Source organism: Streptomyces sp. NPDC059743 (assembly GCF_042732975.1).
GTDB lineage: Bacteria > Actinomycetota > Actinomycetes > Streptomycetales > Streptomycetaceae > Streptomyces.
On sequence record NZ_JBHWGS010000004.1, the window covers coordinates 131,849 to 149,204 of the forward strand.

A 17,356-nucleotide genomic window follows, 5' to 3' on the forward strand; every position below is an offset into this window, starting at 1 on the left:
GATTGGCGTTGTGCAGGGCGGGCGCAGCCCGTCCCAGGAAACTGTGGATGATGCCCGGGGCACTGCCCCGGTGGCATCAGGTGGAGGAGGCGCTGTGAGCAGCGACCCGTGGGGCCGCGTCGACGAGACGGGCACCGTGTACGTGCGGACGGCCGAGGGCGAGCAGGTCGTCGGATCGTGGCAGGCAGGCTCTCCCGAGGAGGCTCTGGCCTATTTCGAGCGCAAGTACGAGGGCTTGGTTGTCGAGATCGACCTCCTCGAACGGCGGGTGAAGACCACCGATCTGTCCGCGAAGGACGCGGCGACGGCCATCGACCATCTGCGCGGACAGATCGACGAACACCATGCCGTGGGTGATCTCGAAGCACTGCGCAAACGGCTCGACGGGCTGATCGCGACGGTCGACTCGCGCCGTGAGGAGCGCAAGGCGCAGCGGGCGAAGCAGACCGACGAGGCGCGCCACGCCAAGGAGGAGCTGGTCACCGAGGCGGAACAGCTCGCCCAGAGCGACCAGTGGCGCTCGGCCGGCGAGCGGCTGAGGGCGCTGGTGGACACCTGGAAGGGCCTGCCGAGGCTGGACCGGAAGTCCGACGACGAGCTGTGGCACCGTTTCTCGCACGCGCGCTCGGCGTTCTCCAAGCGTCGCAAGGCCCATTTCGCGGCGCTCGACGCGCAGCGCGAGGATGCCCGTAAGACCAAGGAGAAGCTGGTCGCGGAGGCCGAGTCGCTCTCCGGCTCCACGGACTGGGGCGCCACGGCGGCCCGTTACCGCGAGCTGATGACGGACTGGAAGGCGGCGGGCCGCGCCCAGCGCGAGGCCGAGGACGATCTGTGGAACCGCTTCCGCGGCGCCCAGGATGTCTTCTTCGCGGCGCGCGGCGAGGTCTTCGCCGAGCGCGACGCTGAGCAGACCGAGAATCTGAAGCTCAAGGAGGAGCTGGCGGTCGAGGCCGAGCGGCTGCTGCCGGTCACGGATCTCAAGGCGGCCAGGGCGGCTTTCCGGGCGCTCAATGAGCGCTGGGAGGCGATCGGGCATGTGCCGCGCGACGCCAGGCCCAAGGTCGAGGGCCGGATGCACACGGTGGAGCGGGCGCTTCAGGAGTCCGAGGAGAACGAGTGGCGCCGTACGAACCCGGAGGCACGCGCCCGTGCCGCGGGTCTGACGGGCCAGCTCCAGGCGGCCGTCGACAAGCTGCGTACGCAGATCGACGCGGCGCGCGCGGCGGGCAACAACGCCAGGGCGGACAAGCTCGCCAAGGAGCTGGAGGGCCGCCAGGCGCTGCTGGACCAGGCGCTGAAGGGCCTCCAGGAGTTCGGCGGCTGAGCAGGCTGAGAACCACCGCGGTATCCGTAACGCCGAAGGGCGCCCCGTACCTCCCGTACGAGGCGCCCTTCGGCGTTGCCCTGTTCCTGGTCCCACGGTGTGCCTGGTGCTACGGCGTGCCTGGTGCTACGACGGTCTGCGCGCCGAGGTGACCCGGTAGACGTCGTACACGCCCTCCACGCCCCGTACCGCCTTCAGCACATGCCCGAGATGCTTCGGATCGCCCATCTCGAAGGTGAACCGTGAGGTGGCGACCCGGTCGCGCGAGGTCTGCACCGCCGCCGACAGGATGTTCACATGCTGGTCGGACAGCACACGCGTAACGTCCGACAGCAGCCGGGAGCGGTCCAGTGCCTCGACCTGGATGGCGACCAGGAAGACCGAGGACTGGGTGGGCGCCCATTCGACGCCCTGGATCCGTTCGGGCTGCTGGGAGAGCGAGTCCACATTGACGCAGTCGGCGCGGTGCACCGAGACACCGCTGCCTCGGGTGACAAAGCCGATGATCGGGTCACCGGGAACCGGGGTACAGCAGCGGGCCAGCTTGACCCAGACATCCTCGACGCCCTTGACGACCACGCCCGGATCGGCGTTGGAGCGGCGCTTGGTGCGTCCGCGCGAGGGCGGTGCGCTCTCGGCGATGTCCTCGTTGGCCGCCTCCTCGCCGCCGAGGGCCTGCACCAGCTTCTGTACGACGCCCTGCGCGGCCACATGGCCCTCGCCGATCGCCGCGTACAGCGACGAGATATCGGGATAGCGCATCTCGTGCGCCAGCGTGACCAGCGAGTCTCCGGTGAGGATGCGCTGGATCGGCAGATTCTGCTTGCGCATCGCGCGTGCGATGGCGTCCTTGCCGTGTTCGATCGCCTCGTCGCGGCGCTCCTTGGAGAACCACGCGCGGATCTTGTTCCTGGCGCGCGGGGATTTGACGAAGCCCAGCCAGTCGCGCGAGGGACCGGCTCCGGAGGCCTTGGAGGTGAAGACCTCGACCAGATCGCCGTTGTCGAGAGTCGATTCGAGCGGTACGAGCCGCCCGTTGACCCGGGCTCCTATGGTGCGGTGGCCGACCTCCGTGTGCACGGCGTACGCGAAGTCGACCGGAGTGGCACCGGCCGGCAGCGCTATGACATCGCCCTTGGGCGTGAAGACGAAGACCTCGTTGCGCGAGAGGTCGAAGCGGAGCGACTCCAGGAACTCGCTCGGGTCCTCGGTCTCCTTCTGCCAGTCCAGCAGCTGGCGCAGCCACGCCATGTCATTGACGGTGTCCTGGCCCGCGCCCTTGCCCGCGTTCCTCGGTACGTCCGTACGGACCTTGGAGGCGCCGGCGACGGCCTCCTGCTTGTACTTCCAGTGCGCGGCGATGCCGTACTCGGCGCGGCGGTGCATGTCGAACGTACGGATCTGGAGCTCGACCGGCTTGCCGTTGGGCCCGATGACCGTCGTGTGCAGCGACTGGTACATGTTGAACTTGGGCATCGCGATGTAGTCCTTGAACCGTCCGGGCACCGGATTCCACCGGGCGTGGACGGTGCCGAGCGCCGCGTAGCAGTCACGGACGGTGTCGACGAGGACACGGATGCCCACCAGGTCGTAGATCTCCGCGAAGTCCCGGCCGCGGACGATCATCTTCTGGTAGACGCTGTAGTAGTGCTTCGGGCGGCCGGTGACGGTGGCCTTGATCCGGGCGGCGCGCAGATCGGACTGGACCTCGTCGGTCACTATGGCCAGATACTCGTCGCGCTTGGGCGCGCGCTCGGCGACCAGCCGGACGATCTCGTCGTACATCTTCGGGTAGAGGATCGCGAAGGCGAGGTCCTCCAGCTCCCACTTGATGGTGTTCATGCCCAGCCGATGGGCCAGTGGCGCGTAGATCTCCAGCGTCTCGCGGGCCTTCTTCTCCTGCTTCTCCCGCTTGAGATAGCGCATGGTGCGCATGTTGTGCAGCCGGTCGGCGAGCTTGATGACCAGGACACGCGGGTCCTTGGCCATGGCGACGACCATCTTGCGTACGGTCTCGGCCTGCGCGGCCTCGCCGAACTTGACCTTGTCCAGCTTGGTGACACCGTCGACGAGCAGCGCGACCTGGTCGCCGAAGTCACGGCGCAGCGTGTCCAGGCCGTACTCGGTGTCCTCCACGGTGTCATGCAGCAGACCGGCCATCAGAGTGGCCGGGTCCATGCCCAGCTCGGCGAGGATCGTCGTCACCGCGAGTGGATGGGTGATGTACGGATCGCCGCTCTTGCGCTTCTGGCCTCGGTGCCAGCGTTCGGCGACCTGGTAGGCGCTCTCGATCTGGCGCAGCGTCGCGGTCTCGATCTTGGGATCGTTGCCGCGCACGGTCCGCAGCAGCGGCTCCAGGACGGGGTTGTACGGCGAGGAGCGCTGCACGCCGAGCCGGGCGAGCCGGGCCCGTACGCGGTTGGAGGAGCCACCGGTGCGCGGCGCGGCCGTGGCGCCGGGCTTGGGCGCGCTGACGGGCATCGAGGGCCGCTCCGGGGCGGGCCTGGCGGCCGGCGAGGGCTCCACGGGCTCCGTGGGCCGGGCGTGCGAGATCTCCGCGGGATTGCGCGCGGCCTTCGCGTCGGCGGTCGCCGCGGCGTTGTCCCGTGGCACGGCTCGCGCCGCCGCGGTCTGCTCCGCGTGGTGATCGGGCGTCGCGGCGGCCAGTGGCTGGACCTCTTCTGGCAAGAGCGCTCCTCGTGGGATCCAGGTCCCCGGTCAGGCCCGGACCTCCATGGTATCGACCTCGGGCGTCCCTCTCGCCCCAGGATCTGGACTCCACCGAACGCAGGACGGGCACCCGGTTGTTCCCGGGTGCCCGTTCTGTCGGTCGGTAATCCGCCGCGCGCGTGGTCAGAGCGTGATCAGGGCGTCCAGCGGTGCTCCGCGCAGCTCCGGCTCCAGCCGGGTCCTGCCGCCCAGGAATCCCAGCTCCATCAGGACCGCGACGCCCACCACCTCGGCGCCGGCCCGTCGGACGAGCTGGACCGAGGCCTCGGCCGTACCTCCGGTGGCGAGCACATCGTCGATGACGATGACGCGGTCCGCCGCGTCCAGGTCCTCGGCGTGGACCTCCAGCTCGGCGGAGCCGTACTCCAGGTCGTACGCCTGGGAGAGCGTCGCGCCCGGGAGCTTGCCCGCCTTGCGTACGGGAATGAACCCGAGGCCCGCCCGGACCGCCACCGGAGCGGCCAGGATGAAGCCGCGTGCCTCCAGGCCGACGACCTTGGTCGCGCCGTGCCGTGTGCAGAGCTCGGCGAGGGTGTCGGTCAGCGCCGTGAAGGCCTTCGGATCGGCCAGCAGCGGAGTGATGTCCTTGAACACCACTCCCGGCTTGGGATGGTCGGCGACATCACGGATACGGCTGAGCAGCAGTTCCCGTGTGGTGTCGTCCGTCATCTGCGCCTCCCGGACGGGCGGCCTCGGCCACCGCGGCCACCACGCGGACCGGCAACGGCCGCGGCCGGTGCGGCCTCGCCGGGCTCGGCGTCCTCCGGATCGTCCTCGGCGCCCGCGTCGGCCGCTCCCTCGGCCGTCTCGCCCTTGGCCAGGGCCGCCGCCCGCTTGTTGAGCACCCGCTTCTTCAGCGCCTTGATCTGCGGGTCGCGTTCCTTCAGGTCGGCGACGAGCGGTGTGGCGATGAAGATCGAGGAGTACGCACCGGCGGCGAGGCCGACGAAGAGCGAGAGCGAGATGTCGTTCAGCATGCCGGCGCCCAGGAAGCCGCCGCCGATGAAGAGCAGACCGGCCACCGGCAGCAGCGCGACCACGGTGGTGTTGATCGAACGCACCAGAGTGCCGTTGATCGACCGGTTGGCGACCTCGCTGTAGGTCCAGCGGGTCTGTTTGGTGATGTCCTTCGATCCCTCCTTGAGGCTGTCGAAGACGACCACCGTGTCGTAGAGGGAGTAACCGAGAATGGTCAGCAGACCGATCACCGTGCCCGGTGTGACCTCGAAGCCCACCAGCGCGTACACACCGACGGTGATGGTGAGGTCATGGATCAGGGCGATCAGCGCAGCGACCGCCATGCGCCATTCGAAGGCGATCGCGAGATAGATCACCACCAGGATCATAAAGATCCCGAGACCTGTCCACGCCTTGTTGGCGATCGTCTGGCCCCAGCTCGGTCCGACCAGATCGGCGTTGATCTTCGCCTCGTCGACGTTCAGATCCTTGGCGAGCTGGGTCTTCACCGCGTCGGCCTGCTTGGTGTCCAGTTCGGTGACCTGGATCCGCAGTCCGCCGTTGCCGAGCTTCTGGACGATCGCGTCGTGGCCGGAGGCCTCTTCGGTGTCCGTCTGGGCCCGGGACACCGAGACACTGGTGCTCGGGACGGTGAAGACCGCGCCGCCCTTGAACTCGATGCCCATGTTGAGGCCGCGTACGGCCAGGCCGACGATGGCCGTGATGGTGATCAGGATCGAGATCCCGTACCAGATCTTCCGCTTGCCGACGAAGTCGTAGCCGACCTCGCCGCGGTAGAGCCGGGCGCCGAGTGCGCCGAGTCGCGACATCTCACGCCTCCTTCGGTTCGGTGGGGGCGTTCGCACGGCGGGAGCGGCGCAGCGGCGGCTTGGCGCCGAGCCGCTTCGGGTCCAGTCCGGACCAGGGATGTCCACTGGCGAAGAACTTCTTGCGGGCGAGGAGCGTCATCACCGGCTTGGTGAAGAAGAACACCACGACCACATCGAGGACGGTGGTCAGGCCGAGGGTGAACGCGAAGCCCTGGACCTTGCCGACGGTGACGAGGAAGAGCACCGCGGCGGCGAGGAACGACACGAAGTCGGAGACCAGGATCGTGCGCCGGGCGCGCGGCCAGGCACGCTCGACGGCCGGCCGGAGCGTACGGCCCTCGCGGATCTCGTCCCGGATCCGTTCGAAGTAGACGATGAACGAGTCCGCGGTGATACCGATGGCGACGATGGCGCCGCAGACCGCGGGCAGGTTCAGCGCGAAGCCGATGCCCGGGCCGAGCAGGGCCATGATCGTGTACGTCATGATCGCCGAGGCCGCGAGGCTGAGGATGGCGATCAGCGACAGTCCGCGGTAGTAGGTCACCAGATAGATGATCACCAGGGCGAGACCGATCGCACCGGCGATCAGACCGGCGTGCAGCTGCTCACCGCCGAGCGCGGCGGTGACCGTGGTGACGCTCTGCTCCTCGAAGGTCAGAGGCAGCGCGCCGTACGACAGGATGTTGGCCAGGTCCTGGGCGGACTGCTGGGTGAAGCTGCCGGAGATCTCGGCGCTGCCGCCGAGCGTCTGGCTCACCGAGGGCGCCGAGACGACATTGCCGTCGAGGACGATGGCGAACTGGTTCATCGGCGCCTGCTGCTGGGACAGCTTGCCGGTGATGGACTGGAACTTCTTGGTGCCGCCACCGGTGAAGTCCATCGTGACGATCCACATGCCGCGCTGCGGGTCGAGCACGCCCTTGGCGTCGTCGACGTCCGTGCCCTCCAGCTCGGCGGGGCCGAGGATGTACTTCTCCCAGGCGTCCGCGGAGTTCTGGCCGCAGGCGACGATCGTGTCCTTGGGAGCCGCGCCCTGGTTGGCCTTGGTGCGCTGGGCCTCCTTGGTGCAGTCCAGGTCCGTGAACTTCTTCTCCAGCGCGGCGGTGGCCGGGTCCGCGGACGGTGTGGCCGCGGGATCCGGAGTGGCCGGGGCGCTGGGCTCGCCCGAGGTGGAGCCGCTCGCCGAGCTGCCCGGGGAGGGCGTCGCGTCCTTCGTCAGGGCGCCCGTGACGGCCCGGCCCTGGGTGGTGGCGCTCGCCGAGGGACTTGACGAGGAGGAGGGCTCACCGGCCGTCGCCTCGTCGGGCGAAGCGCTCGACGAAGGGCTGGGAGAGCCGCTCGGGGAGCCGCTGGCCGCGGGCGGCGGAGCGGTCTGCCCGCCGTCCGCGACGGTCAGCACCGGCCGGAAGTAGAGCTGGGCGGTCGTGCCGACCTGCTCCCTGGCCTGCTTCTCGTTCGTCCCCTTGGGGATATTGACGATGATGTTCTCGTTGCCCTGGGTCTGGACCTCGGCCTCGGAGACACCAAGACCGTTGACACGCCGCTCGATGATGCCGACGGCGGTGTCCATGTTGGTCTTGTTGATCGCGTTCGGCTTGCCCGGCGTGTTCTTCGCCTGGAGCGTGATGCTCGTGCCGCCCGCGAGGTCGATCCCCAGACGTGGCGTGACATGACCGGACCAGAACATCCCGCCCGTGAGGGCGACCATGGCAATCAGGAACAGTGCCAGGGTGCGGCCCGGCCTGCCTGGGGACCCCGCTTGCCTTCGGCCCTTATTAGGTGCTGCCACCTTCTCGATTCTCCCTGTCCAACCGCCCCACGCCGGGTGTGCGCCGGAGCGGCCACGAAGTGTAGTGGGGACCTGCCCCCGCAGATTTCAGCACGGACCGTGAGCCACGACGGACCGCGGTACGGCCCGCCGTGACGGCGTGACTACTTCGCGCCGGTCTCGCCGTCGGCCTTGCCGTCCTTGGCGCCGTCCTTGGCCTCGGCTCCGTCCTTGGACTGGGCGTCCTTCGGCTCGGCTCCGTCCTCGGCATCGGCTCCGGCGGCCTCGGTCTCCTTGACCAGGTCGACCTTGGAGTCGTCCGTGGTGGCGGTGGCGTCGGCCTCGATCAGCGAGGAGGCGTCGTCCGGCACGACCGTACCGTCGGCCGTGAGGGCGTCGTCGCCGTGCACGATGCGGTTGTACTCGTCGTCGTCCAGGACGGCGCCGATGGCGTTCTTGGCGTATACGGCGTGGACGCCGGGAGCGACCTCCAGGAGGACCGTGTCGTCGTGCACCTCCTTGACGGTGGCGTACATGCCCCCGATGGTGCGGACGCCGGTGCCGGGCTGCATGTCGTTGCGCATCTGCGCAGCGGCCTGCTGCTTCTTCTTGGCCGACCGGGTCATCAGGAACATGGCCCCGATGAGCACGATGAAGGGGAGGAGGGTCACGAGACTCACGGGAGGGAACTTCCTTCGCACGACCGCGCTGTCGAGCGGCCTGGTATACGGGGGTGGGCACGCCGACCTGTAGGGGCGGCATCGGCGGAGTCTAAGCGAGTCCACGTCGTTGGAACAACGCCCGGCGTCGCACGCGGGTTCCTGACCGGACGCGTGTCTTCACCGTTACATCGCCGTCGTGTCACCGTCACGTCCCGAACAGACCCTGTTGTCCACCCGCGCCGGGCGCCTGCGCCGGTGGCACGAGTCCGAGGTGGGCCCAGGCGGCGGGAGTGGCGACCCGGCCGCGCGGAGTGCGCGCGAGCAGTCCCTCCCGTACGAGAAAGGGCTCCGCGACCTCCTCGACCGTCTCCCGCTCCTCCCCCACGGCGACCGCCAGCGTCGACAGGCCCACGGGCCCGCCGCCGAAGAGCTTGAGCAGGGCCTGGAGCACGGCCCGGTCGAGCCGGTCGAGACCGCGCGCGTCGACCTCGTACACCGCGAGGGCCACGGCGGCGACCTCGCGGTTGATATATCCATCGGCCTTGACCTGGGCGTAGTCCCGTACGCGCCGCAGCAGCCGGTTGGCGATCCTGGGCGTGCCACGGGAGCGGCCCGCGATCTCCGCGGCGCCCTCGGTGTCGATCTCCAGATCGAGAAGCTGGGCCGAGCGGTGGATGACACGCTCCAGCTCGGCGCTCTCGTAGAACTCCATATGGCCGGTGAAACCGAACCGGTCGCGCAGCGGAGGCGGCAGCAGTCCGGCCCTGGTGGTGGCGCCGACCAGGGTGAAGGGCGGGAGCTCCAGCGGGATGGCGGTGGCGCCGGGGCCCTTGCCGACGATCACATCGACCCGGAAGTCCTCCATCGCCATGTAGAGCATCTCCTCGGCGGGCCTGGACATCCGGTGGATCTCGTCCAGGAAGAGGACCTCGCCCTCCTGGAGGGACGAGAGGATCGCGGCGAGATCGCCCGCGTGCTGGATGGCCGGGCCCGAGGTGATACGGATCGGAGCGTTCATCTCCGCCGCGATGATCATGGACAGTGTGGTCTTGCCCAGTCCCGGCGCTCCGGAGAGCAGCACATGGTCGGCGGTGGCGCCGCGCGCGAGGGCCGCCTTCAGCACCAGGTCGAGCTGCTCACGGACACGCTCCTGGCCCACGAACTCGTCCAGCGACTTGGGGCGCAGCGCCGCCTCGACGGCTTGGTCCTCGCCGTCCGCGGACGCGCCGACGAGCCGCTCCGGCGCGTCGACGGGCGTCTCACCGCTGGTGTCGTCCCAGTTCACTCTGTGTCTCACCTCGGGGATAGGGCCTCGGGCGGGCCTCGGTGGTGCCGTGCGGCAGGGCTCAGCGCGTTCTGTTCAGGCTCTGGAGCGCGGCGCGCAGGAGCTGCGGTACGGGTGGCTGGGCTCCCGCGGCCACGGCGGCCTCGGCCTGCGGTGTCACCAGAGCCACCGCCTCGTCGGCCTCGCGCGGTGCATAGCCGAGGCCGATCAGCGCGGCGTGGAGCTGATCGCTCCAGGAGGCGGGAGCGGCGGCGACGCCCTGGCGGCCGATGACCGCGCCGACCGGCTCGCCGAGCCGGTCCTTCAGCTCCAGCAGCAGCTTCTGGGCGCCCTTCTTGCCGATCCCGGGAACGGCGGTCAGCGCCTTCTCGTCCCCGGTGGAGACGGCGACGCGCAGCGCGTCGGGGCTGTGTACGGCGAGCATCGCCTGTGCGAGCCGAGGTCCGACTCCGCTGGCGGTCTGCAGCAGTTCGAACACCTGGCGCTCGTCGTCGTCCGCGAAGCCGTAGAGCGTCAGCGAGTCCTCCCGTACGACCAGGGAGGTGGCGAGCTTCGCCTGCTGGCCGATACGGAGAGCGGCGAGTGTGCCCGGTGTGCACTGGACGGCCATCCCGACACCGCCGACCTCGATCACGGCCGTGGTCGGGGCGAGGGCGGCGACCGGGCCGCTGACGAAGGCGATCATCGCGTGACCTTCCGTACGGATGCGGTGGTGGGAACACGGGAGGCGCGCGCCGCCGTCCGGGCCTGCTGGGCCGCCTGTGCCTGCTGAAGACGGTTCATCGCGGGCGCACGCCAGATATGGCAGATGGCGAGGGCGAGGGCGTCCGCGGCGTCGGCGGGCTTCGGCGGTGCGTCGAGCCGCAGCAGCCGGGTCACCATCGCGCCGACCTGTGCCTTGTCCGCCCGGCCGCTGCCGGTGACGGCGGCCTTGACCTCGCTGGGCGTGTGCAGTGCGACGGGAAGGCCGCGGCGCGAGGCACAGAGCATGGCGACCGCGCTGGCCTGGGCCGTGCCCATGACCGTCCGCACATTGTGCTGGGCGAACACCCGCTCCACCGCGACGAGTTCGGGCCGGTGTTCGTCGAGCCAGGACTCTATGCCCTGCTCGATGGCGACCAGACGCTCACCGGTCTCCGCGTCGGTGGGCGTACGGACCACGCCCACGCCGAGCATCGTCAACGGTCGGCCCGCGGTGCCCTCGACCACTCCGACACCGCACCGGGTCAGTCCGGGGTCAATGCCCAGCACCCGCATCGCACCCTCCCCCTCGCTCAGTTGTTCGCGCTGATCAGCACAGTATCGGTCGGCACGGACAACGCGACGGGCCGACGGAGGTGTGTCCCCCGTCGGCCCGTCGGCTGAAGCCCTGTCAGGCGTCGACCTTCTCCATGACCTCGTCGGAGACATCGAAGTTGGCGAAGACGTTCTGCACGTCGTCGCTGTCCTCCAGCGCGTCGATCAGCTTGAAGATCTTCCGCGCGCCCTCCTCGTCCAGCTCGACCTGCATGGTCGGCACGAAGTTGGCCTCGGCGGAGTCGTAGTCGATCCCGGCCTCCTGGAGCGAGGTGCGGACCGCGACCAGGTCGGTGGCCTCACTGAGCACCTCGTAGGACTCACCGAGGTCGTTGACCTCCTCGGCGCCCGCTTCCAGCACGGCGCCCAGCACATCGTCCTCGCCGAGCTCGCCCTTGGGCACGATCACAACGCCCTTGCGGTTGAACAGGTACGAGACGGAGCCCGGGTCGGCCATCGAGCCGCCGTTGCGGGTCATGGCGACGCGTACGTCGGAGGCCGCGCGGTTGCGGTTGTCGGTGAGGCACTCGATCAGTACGGCGACACCGTTGGGACCGTAGCCCTCGTACATGATCGTCTCGTAGTCGGCGCCACCGGCCTCCAGACCGGCGCCGCGCTTGACGGCCGAGTCGATGTTCTTGTTCGGCACCGAGCTCTTCTTGGCCTTCTGGATGGCGTCGAAGAGCGTCGGGTTGCCGTCGATGTCGGCGCCACCGGTACGGGCCGCCACCTCGATGTTCTTGATCAGCTTCGCGAAGAGCTTGCCGCGCTTGGCGTCGATCACGGCCTTCTTGTGCTTCGTCGTAGCCCATTTAGAGTGGCCGGACATCTGCCTGTCTCCTTCGCGTAACCGGTTCTGCCTCTGCTCGGCAGAGATCCTACCGGGACGAGCACACGCGTCGTCCCGGCCACCGTCCCCGGAGCGCGGCCCGCGCGCCCTGGGAACGGTCACGTACCGGCGTCAGGTACCGGCGTCGCGCACCACGTCACGCACCAGCTCCGTGAAGAAGCGGTGGAGCCGGTGGTCACCCGTGAGTTCCGGGTGGAACGACGTCGCGAGCGCGTTGCCCTGCCGCACGGCGACGACATGGCCGCCGTACTCGGCGAGCACCTGGACCTCGGCGCCCACCGACTCGACCCAGGGCGCGCGGATGAAGACGCCCTCGACGGGACCGCCCTCGACTCCGGCGACCTCGACGGCCGCCTCGAAGGACTCGTTCTGGCGGCCGAAGGCGTTGCGGCGGACGATCATGTCGATACCGCCGACGGTCTCCTGGCCGGAGCGTGGATCGAGGATCTTCTCGGCGAGCATGATCATTCCGGCGCAGGTGCCGTACACCGGCATTCCGGCCCGTACGCGGGCCCGCAGCGGCTCCAGCATCCCGAAGAGCGCGGCCAGCTTCGACATCGTGGTGGACTCGCCGCCCGGGATCACCAGGCCGTCGACCTGGGCGAGCTCCTCCGGGCGCCGGACGGTCCCGGCCTCGGCGTCCGCCGCGGCCAGGGCGGCGAGATGCTCCCGGACATCGCCCTGGAGTGCCAGAACGCCGATCACAGGGGTGCGCGTGCTCATGGGGGCGTTACCAGCCGCGCTTCGCGTAGTGCTCGGACTCCGGCAGGGTGTCGATATTGATACCGACCATGGCCTCGCCCAGGTTCCGGGACGCGTCCGCGATGATCTTCGGGTCGTCGTAGAAGGTGGTGGCCTTCACGATGGCGGCGGCGCGCTTGGCCGGGTCGCCGGACTTGAAGATGCCGGATCCCACGAAGACGCCCTCGGCGCCGAGCTGGCGCATCAGCGCGGCGTCGGCGGGAGTGGCGACTCCGCCGGCGGAGAAGAGCACCACGGGCAGCTTACCGAGCGCGGCGACCTCCTTGACGATCTCGTACGGCGCGCGCAGCTCCTTGGCGGCGGCGTACAGCTCGTTGTTGTCGAAGCCGCGGAGCCTCGCGATCTCGTTCTTGATCTGACGGAGATGACGCACCGCCTCGACGACATTGCCGGTGCCGGCCTCGCCCTTGGAGCGGATCATGGCCGCGCCCTCGGCGATGCGGCGCAGGGCCTCGCCCAGATTGGTGGCGCCGCAGACGAAGGGCGTGGTGAAGGCCCACTTGTCGGAGTGGTTGACCTCGTCGGCGGGCGTCAGCACCTCGGACTCGTCGATGTAGTCCACACCGAGGGACTGGAGGACCTGCGCCTCCACGAAGTGGCCGATCCGCGACTTGGCCATGACCGGGATCGAGACGGCCTCGATGATGCCTTCGATCATGTCCGGGTCGGACATCCGGGCCACACCGCCGTCCTTACGGATGTCGGCGGGAACGCGCTCCAGCGCCATCACGGCGACCGCGCCGGCGTCCTCGGCGATCTTCGCCTGGTCCGGTGTGACGACGTCCATGATCACGCCGCCCTTGAGCTGCTCGGCCATACCGCGCTTGACGCGCGCGGTGCCGGTCTCGGCGGACTGAGTGGTGGTGGGGAGCGTGGTGGACACGAATTCGACCTCACTGGCTGACGGGCCGGCCCGCTGTGTGGCCGCCTGGCTGAAAAGGGTGGAGAAACCGCACGCACAGGTAACGCCTCGGGAGCAGTCCACAGCAAGGGCCAATGAACAGGCGGTGGATCGTTCTCGCCATGGATTCGTCCAGGCCTCAGGTCGTTTCGGGTTGCTTCAGGTCGCGTCAAACGTTTCAGGTCGAGGAGCCGGGCCGGTCCGCCAGCGCGACGGGCGGCTCGTCGTCCATCTCGAAGGCGAGCGGGAACGGAGCGTGTCCGGCGAGCCTGAACCAGCGGACCTTACGGTGGCGGCGCAGGGCGCGGGCGGCGCGTACGGCGTCGTTGTGGAAGCGCCGGGCCATGGGTACGCGCCGTACCGACGCGGCGAGTTCACCGGCGGCCTCCTCGCCGCCGGGAGCCGCCCGTACGGCCTCGACCTGCGCGGCCTCGCCGAACACGGCCCGCAGCGCCTGGCTCAGCTCGCTCTCCGCGACCTCCCGCTGCTCCTCCTCGGCCTGCCGGGCCGCGTGCGCGGCCTCGTACAGCACGATGGACGCGGCGGGATCGAGCACACCGGAGGTCGCCAGCTCCTGGGTGACCGAGGCACGCCGCAGCAATTGCGCGTCGAGGGCGGCGCGGGCGGCGTCGATACGGGTGTGCAGCCGGTCGAGCCGGCCGGCGGTCCAGCTCAGATAGAGCGCGCAGGCGACGACGGCGACAACGATCCAGATGAGAGTTTCGGTCACGCGAGGCAGGCTATCGGGGCGCGCCGCGCGACCCTCCTACGGAGGACAGCCTCCGGGCGCAGGCGCGCCCGAACCGGCGCGTGGACACGCGACCGACGCCCGGCGGCCGGGACGTCAGTCCGTTACCGGCTCGGGACGGATGTCGCGTGGTGTGCGGGATCGGAAGTAGGCCTCGCCTGCGCCACCCGCGCCGCCCTGGGCGTCGCCGTCCATGCGGCGGCGCAGTCGGGCGCGCAGGCCTGTGCGTTCGTCCGCCGCCACCGACGCCGCGCCGTCCGTCACCGTCTCGTACACCGCCAGGATGTCCGCGCCCACCGTCGTCCAGTCGAACCGCCGCACATGCGCGCTCCCCCGCTCACGCAGCGCCTCGCGCCGTTCCGCGTCGCCGAGCAGCCGTACCGCCGCGCCCGCCAGCGCGTCCGCGTCCTCGTTGGTGAACAGCTCGCCCGCCGCTCCCTGGTCCAGCACCTGCGCGAACGCGTCCAGATCGCTCGCCAGCACCGCGGCGCCCGCCGACAGCGCCTCGACAAGGATGATGCCGAAGCTCTCGCCGCCCGTGTTGGGCGCGACGTACAGATCGATGCTGCGCAGCAGCCGCGCCTTGTCCTCGTCGCTCACCATCCCGAGGAACTCGACCCGTGACCGCATCTCCTTGGGAAGCGACTCCACCGCTTCCTTCTCGTCACCGCGCCCGGCCACCAGCAGCCGGGTCTCCGGATAGACGGCGAGGATCTTGGGCAGGGCATTCATCAGCACGGGCAGTCCCTTGCGCGGCTCGTCGATCCGCCCGATGAAGCCGATCGTGCGGCCCTGCCACGCCGGATTGATCTCGGCCTTGGCGAAGAAGTCGACATCGACACCGTTCGGAATCACCACCGCGTCACCGCCGAGATGCTCCACCAGCGTCCGCCGCGCGTACTCGCTCACCGCGATCCGCGCGCTGATCTTCTCCAGCGCGGGCTGGAGGATCGGATACGCGGCGATCATCGCCCGTGACCGCGGATTCGACGTGTGGAACGTCGCGACGATCGGTCCCTGCGCCGCCCAGCAGGTCAGCAGCCCGAGCGACGGCGCGGTCGGCTCATGGATATGGATCACGTCGAACGTGCCGTCGTGCAGCCACCGCCGTACCCGCGCCGCCGACAGGAAGCCGAAGTTCAGCCGGGCGACCGAGCCGTTGTACGGCACGGGCACGGCCCGTCCGGCCGAGACGACATAGGGCGGCAGCGGAGTCTCGTCGTCCGCGGGCGCCAGTACGGACACCTCGTGACCGAGCCTGATCAGATGCTCGGCCAGGTCCCTGATGTGGAACTGGACGCCGCCGGGCACGTCCCACGAGTACGGACAGACGATGCCGATCCTCACCGGGGACTCCCTCCGGAACCGGTATGCCCGGAACTGGCCTGCCCGGAACTGGCCTGCCCGGAACTGGCCTGCCCGGAGCCGGTCTGCCCGGAGTCAGCCTCCTCGGCGCCGCTCCGCCCGGGTTCGAGATCCGTGAGCCACAGCCGTTGCAGCATGTGCCAGTCCTCCGGGTGCTCGGCGATTCCGGTGGCGAAGACATCGGCCACCGCCTGTGTCATCACAGACGTCTTCTCGGCGCGCGTACCTGTCTCCGGAACCTCGATCGCGGGATGCACCTGGCCCCGCATCACCGGTGAATCGTCGTACCAGAGAGTCGCCGGCAGCAGCAGCGCCCCGGTCTGCTGCGCCAGCAGCGCCGGGCCCGCCGGCATCCGGGCCTTCTCCCCGAAGAAGTCGACCTCGACACCGGTGGACGACAGATCGCGGTCGGCGACCAGACAGACCAGACCGCCGTTCCGCAGCCGCCGCGCGAGCGCGCCGAACGCGGAACCGCCGGTGTGCGGCAGCACCTCCATGCCCAGGCTCTCGCGGTAGGCGACGAACCGGTCGTAGAGCGACTCCGGCCTGAGCCGCTCGGCGACCGTCGTGAACGGCACTCCCTGTCCTCGGGTGAGCCAGGCTCCCGCCAGGTCCCAGTTGGCGAGGTGCGGCAGCGCGAGCACCACACCGCGCCCGGCCGCGAGGCCTTCGGTCAGACAGTGGATGTCCTTGATCTCGACGCCGCCGCTCACCCGCTCCTTGCTCCAGGCGGGCAGTCGGAAGGACTCCATCCAGTACCGCATGTACGAGCGCATCCCGGCCCGGGACAGCTCCGCGAGCCGCTCGGGACCGGCGTCCGGCACCACGCGCGCCAGATTGGACTCCAGCCGCAGCACACTCGCGCCGCGCCGCTTCCACACGGTGTCCGCGATGGTCCGGCCGAGCGCCTTGGCCATGGGCTCGGGCAGCTTCTTGACGGTGCTCCAGCCGAGTCCGTACAGAGAGCCGGTCAGCCGCTCGCTCGCGCCGCTCATGACGCGCTCCCGCTCCCTCGTGGAGTGCTCCCGGTGTTCCCGGGCCCGGCGCCGGCAGCAGCGGCGGCGTCGGCCTCGGCGGATTCCCGCCGTACGGTGACGACGCGCTGGCCGAGCGTCACCACGCTGCCCGCGGCCACGATCCACAGCGCGATGGGCAGCAGGATGTCGATGCCCGGCACACCGAAGGCATGCAGTCCCGCCAGACCGGCCGCGACCAGCGAGATGACCAGCCGCTCCGCCCGCTCGACCAGCCCGTTGACGGCGACGGGCAGCCCGATGGACTCGCCTCGGGCCTTGGTGTACGAGACGACCTGGCCGCTCGCCAGACAGAAGATCGCGACGGCGCACAGCGCGTTGTTGTCGCCGTTGCCCGCGTACCAGAGCGCGAACCCGGCGAAGATCGCGCCGTCGGCGACGCGGTCGAGCGTCGAGTCGAGGAAGGCGCCCCAGCGGCTGGAGATCCCCGCCTGCCTGGCCATGTTTCCGTCGACCAGGTCGGAGAAGACGAAGACGGTGATCACGATCGTGCCCCAGAAGAACTCCCCGCGAGGGAAGAAGACCAGCGCGCCCGCCATCACTCCGGCCGTACCGATGAGCGTGACGGCGTCCGGACTCACTCCGCGCCGGAGCAGAAACGCGGCGAACGGTGTGAGGACACGCGTGAAGAATGCACGCGCGTACTTGTTCAGCATGGCCTTCCCGAGGTTCGGTGGGCCGAGCGGCCCCGACGGCCACCGGCTAGGCGGCCCTGCCCGGCCACTCTTCGCGGGCCGGTGACTCCTGACACGGCACCTCGCCGCTTTGCCGGAGTCGTCCAGTACCTTCCAGTACGTGCACGATCCTCCGCCTCGCGATGCCTCCGTAGCCTTGCGGGCAACGG

General features: G+C 69.7%; 15 protein-coding genes and 1 pseudogene. 1 reads left to right on the forward strand and 15 read right to left on the reverse strand.

The features are described 5' to 3' along the window. The first annotated feature begins 94 nt into the window (after positions 1–94). Positions 95–1,324, forward strand: coding sequence for a DUF349 domain-containing protein (locus ACFV6H_RS08800; protein WP_385539970.1), 1,230 nt, complete (start codon positions 95–97; stop codon positions 1,322–1,324). Between the two features lie 126 nt (positions 1,325–1,450). Here ACFV6H_RS08800 and ACFV6H_RS08805 read toward each other — a convergent pair whose 3' ends face one another. From ACFV6H_RS08805 to pgsA, 15 genes and pseudogenes are all read right to left on the reverse strand, one after another. After that, positions 1,451–4,012 carry a RelA/SpoT family protein gene (locus ACFV6H_RS08805; protein WP_384976436.1) on the reverse strand — a complete coding sequence of 854 codons (2,562 nt, stop codon included), beginning with the start codon at positions 4,010–4,012 and terminating at the stop codon, positions 1,451–1,453. A gap of 165 nt (positions 4,013–4,177) precedes the next feature. Beyond that, positions 4,178–4,723 (reverse strand): adenine phosphoribosyltransferase, encoded by a 546-nt coding sequence (locus ACFV6H_RS08810; RefSeq protein ID WP_093604537.1) that lies wholly within the window; start codon positions 4,721–4,723, stop codon positions 4,178–4,180. Continuing rightward, complete coding sequence (gene secF / locus ACFV6H_RS08815) at positions 4,720–5,841, reverse strand: protein translocase subunit SecF (RefSeq protein WP_385539973.1); 1,122 nt, start codon at positions 5,839–5,841, stop codon at positions 4,720–4,722. The genes ACFV6H_RS08810 and secF overlap by 4 nt, the downstream gene beginning before the upstream one ends. 1 nt (position 5,842) lies before the next feature. Further along, positions 5,843–7,630, reverse strand: a complete 1,788-nt coding sequence (gene secD, locus ACFV6H_RS08820; protein WP_385539975.1) for a protein translocase subunit SecD — start codon at positions 7,628–7,630, stop codon at positions 5,843–5,845. A gap of 143 nt (positions 7,631–7,773) precedes the next feature. Beyond that, positions 7,774–8,289, reverse strand: coding sequence for a preprotein translocase subunit YajC (gene yajC / locus ACFV6H_RS08825; RefSeq protein WP_385539977.1), 516 nt, complete (start codon positions 8,287–8,289; stop codon positions 7,774–7,776). 187 nt (positions 8,290–8,476) lie between these two features. Then, entirely contained in the window at positions 8,477–9,556 is a 1,080-nt protein-coding gene (gene ruvB / locus ACFV6H_RS08830) for a Holliday junction branch migration DNA helicase RuvB (protein ID WP_385539979.1), read from the reverse strand. A gap of 61 nt (positions 9,557–9,617) precedes the next feature. Beyond that, on the reverse strand, positions 9,618–10,241 hold the full coding sequence (gene ruvA / locus ACFV6H_RS08835) for a Holliday junction branch migration protein RuvA (protein ID WP_384777194.1): 624 nt from the start codon (positions 10,239–10,241) through the stop codon (positions 9,618–9,620). Further along, positions 10,238–10,813 (reverse strand): crossover junction endodeoxyribonuclease RuvC, encoded by a 576-nt coding sequence (gene ruvC, locus ACFV6H_RS08840; RefSeq protein ID WP_385539981.1) that lies wholly within the window; start codon positions 10,811–10,813, stop codon positions 10,238–10,240. Before ruvC ends, ruvA begins: the two co-directional genes overlap by 4 nt. A gap of 115 nt (positions 10,814–10,928) precedes the next feature. Continuing rightward, entirely contained in the window at positions 10,929–11,681 is a 753-nt protein-coding gene (locus ACFV6H_RS08845) for a YebC/PmpR family DNA-binding transcriptional regulator (protein WP_385539983.1), read from the reverse strand. A gap of 132 nt (positions 11,682–11,813) precedes the next feature. Then, entirely contained in the window at positions 11,814–12,425 is a 612-nt protein-coding gene (gene pdxT, locus ACFV6H_RS08850) for a pyridoxal 5'-phosphate synthase glutaminase subunit PdxT (RefSeq protein WP_385539985.1), read from the reverse strand. Positions 12,426–12,432: 7 nt separating this feature from the next. Next, positions 12,433–13,347 (reverse strand): pyridoxal 5'-phosphate synthase lyase subunit PdxS, encoded by a 915-nt coding sequence (gene pdxS / locus ACFV6H_RS08855; protein WP_093598052.1) that lies wholly within the window; start codon positions 13,345–13,347, stop codon positions 12,433–12,435. Between the two features lie 196 nt (positions 13,348–13,543). After that, positions 13,544–14,095, reverse strand: coding sequence for a hypothetical protein (locus ACFV6H_RS08860; RefSeq protein WP_093598055.1), 552 nt, complete (start codon positions 14,093–14,095; stop codon positions 13,544–13,546). A 225-nt stretch (positions 14,096–14,320) separates the two neighbouring features. Continuing rightward, positions 14,321–15,460, reverse strand: a pseudogene (locus ACFV6H_RS08865) (glycosyltransferase family 4 protein); the annotation flags it as partial. Further along, positions 15,457–16,473, reverse strand: coding sequence for a phosphatidylinositol mannoside acyltransferase (locus ACFV6H_RS08870; protein WP_385539988.1), 1,017 nt, complete (start codon positions 16,471–16,473; stop codon positions 15,457–15,459). The gene ACFV6H_RS08870 and the pseudogene ACFV6H_RS08865, both read right to left, overlap by 4 nt. Beyond that, positions 16,470–17,168, reverse strand: a complete 699-nt coding sequence (pgsA, locus tag ACFV6H_RS08875; protein ID WP_384976452.1) for a phosphatidylinositol phosphate synthase — start codon at positions 17,166–17,168, stop codon at positions 16,470–16,472. The genes ACFV6H_RS08870 and pgsA overlap by 4 nt, the downstream gene beginning before the upstream one ends. Positions 17,169–17,356: the final 188 nt, after the last annotated feature.

Bases quoted from the DNA above. Each gene is read 5' to 3' on its own strand.
- ACFV6H_RS08810 (WP_093604537.1), bottom strand. From the start codon at position 4,723: ATGACGGACGACACCACACGGGAACTGCTGCTCAGCCGTATCCGTGAT.
- secF (WP_385539973.1), bottom strand. From the start codon at position 5,841: ATGTCGCGACTCGGCGCACTCGGCGCCCGGCTCTACCGCGGCGAGGTC.
- ruvA (WP_384777194.1), bottom strand. From the start codon at position 10,241: ATGATCGCCTTCGTCAGCGGCCCGGTCGCCGCCCTCGCCCCGACCACG.
- ruvC (WP_385539981.1), bottom strand. From the start codon at position 10,813: ATGCGGGTGCTGGGCATTGACCCCGGACTGACCCGGTGCGGTGTCGGA.
- ACFV6H_RS08845 (WP_385539983.1), bottom strand. From the start codon at position 11,681: ATGTCCGGCCACTCTAAATGGGCTACGACGAAGCACAAGAAGGCCGTG.
- pdxT (WP_385539985.1), bottom strand. From the start codon at position 12,425: ATGAGCACGCGCACCCCTGTGATCGGCGTTCTGGCACTCCAGGGCGAT.
- ACFV6H_RS08870 (WP_385539988.1), bottom strand. From the start codon at position 16,473: ATGAGCGGCGCGAGCGAGCGGCTGACCGGCTCTCTGTACGGACTCGGC.
- pgsA (WP_384976452.1), bottom strand. From the start codon at position 17,168: ATGCTGAACAAGTACGCGCGTGCATTCTTCACGCGTGTCCTCACACCG.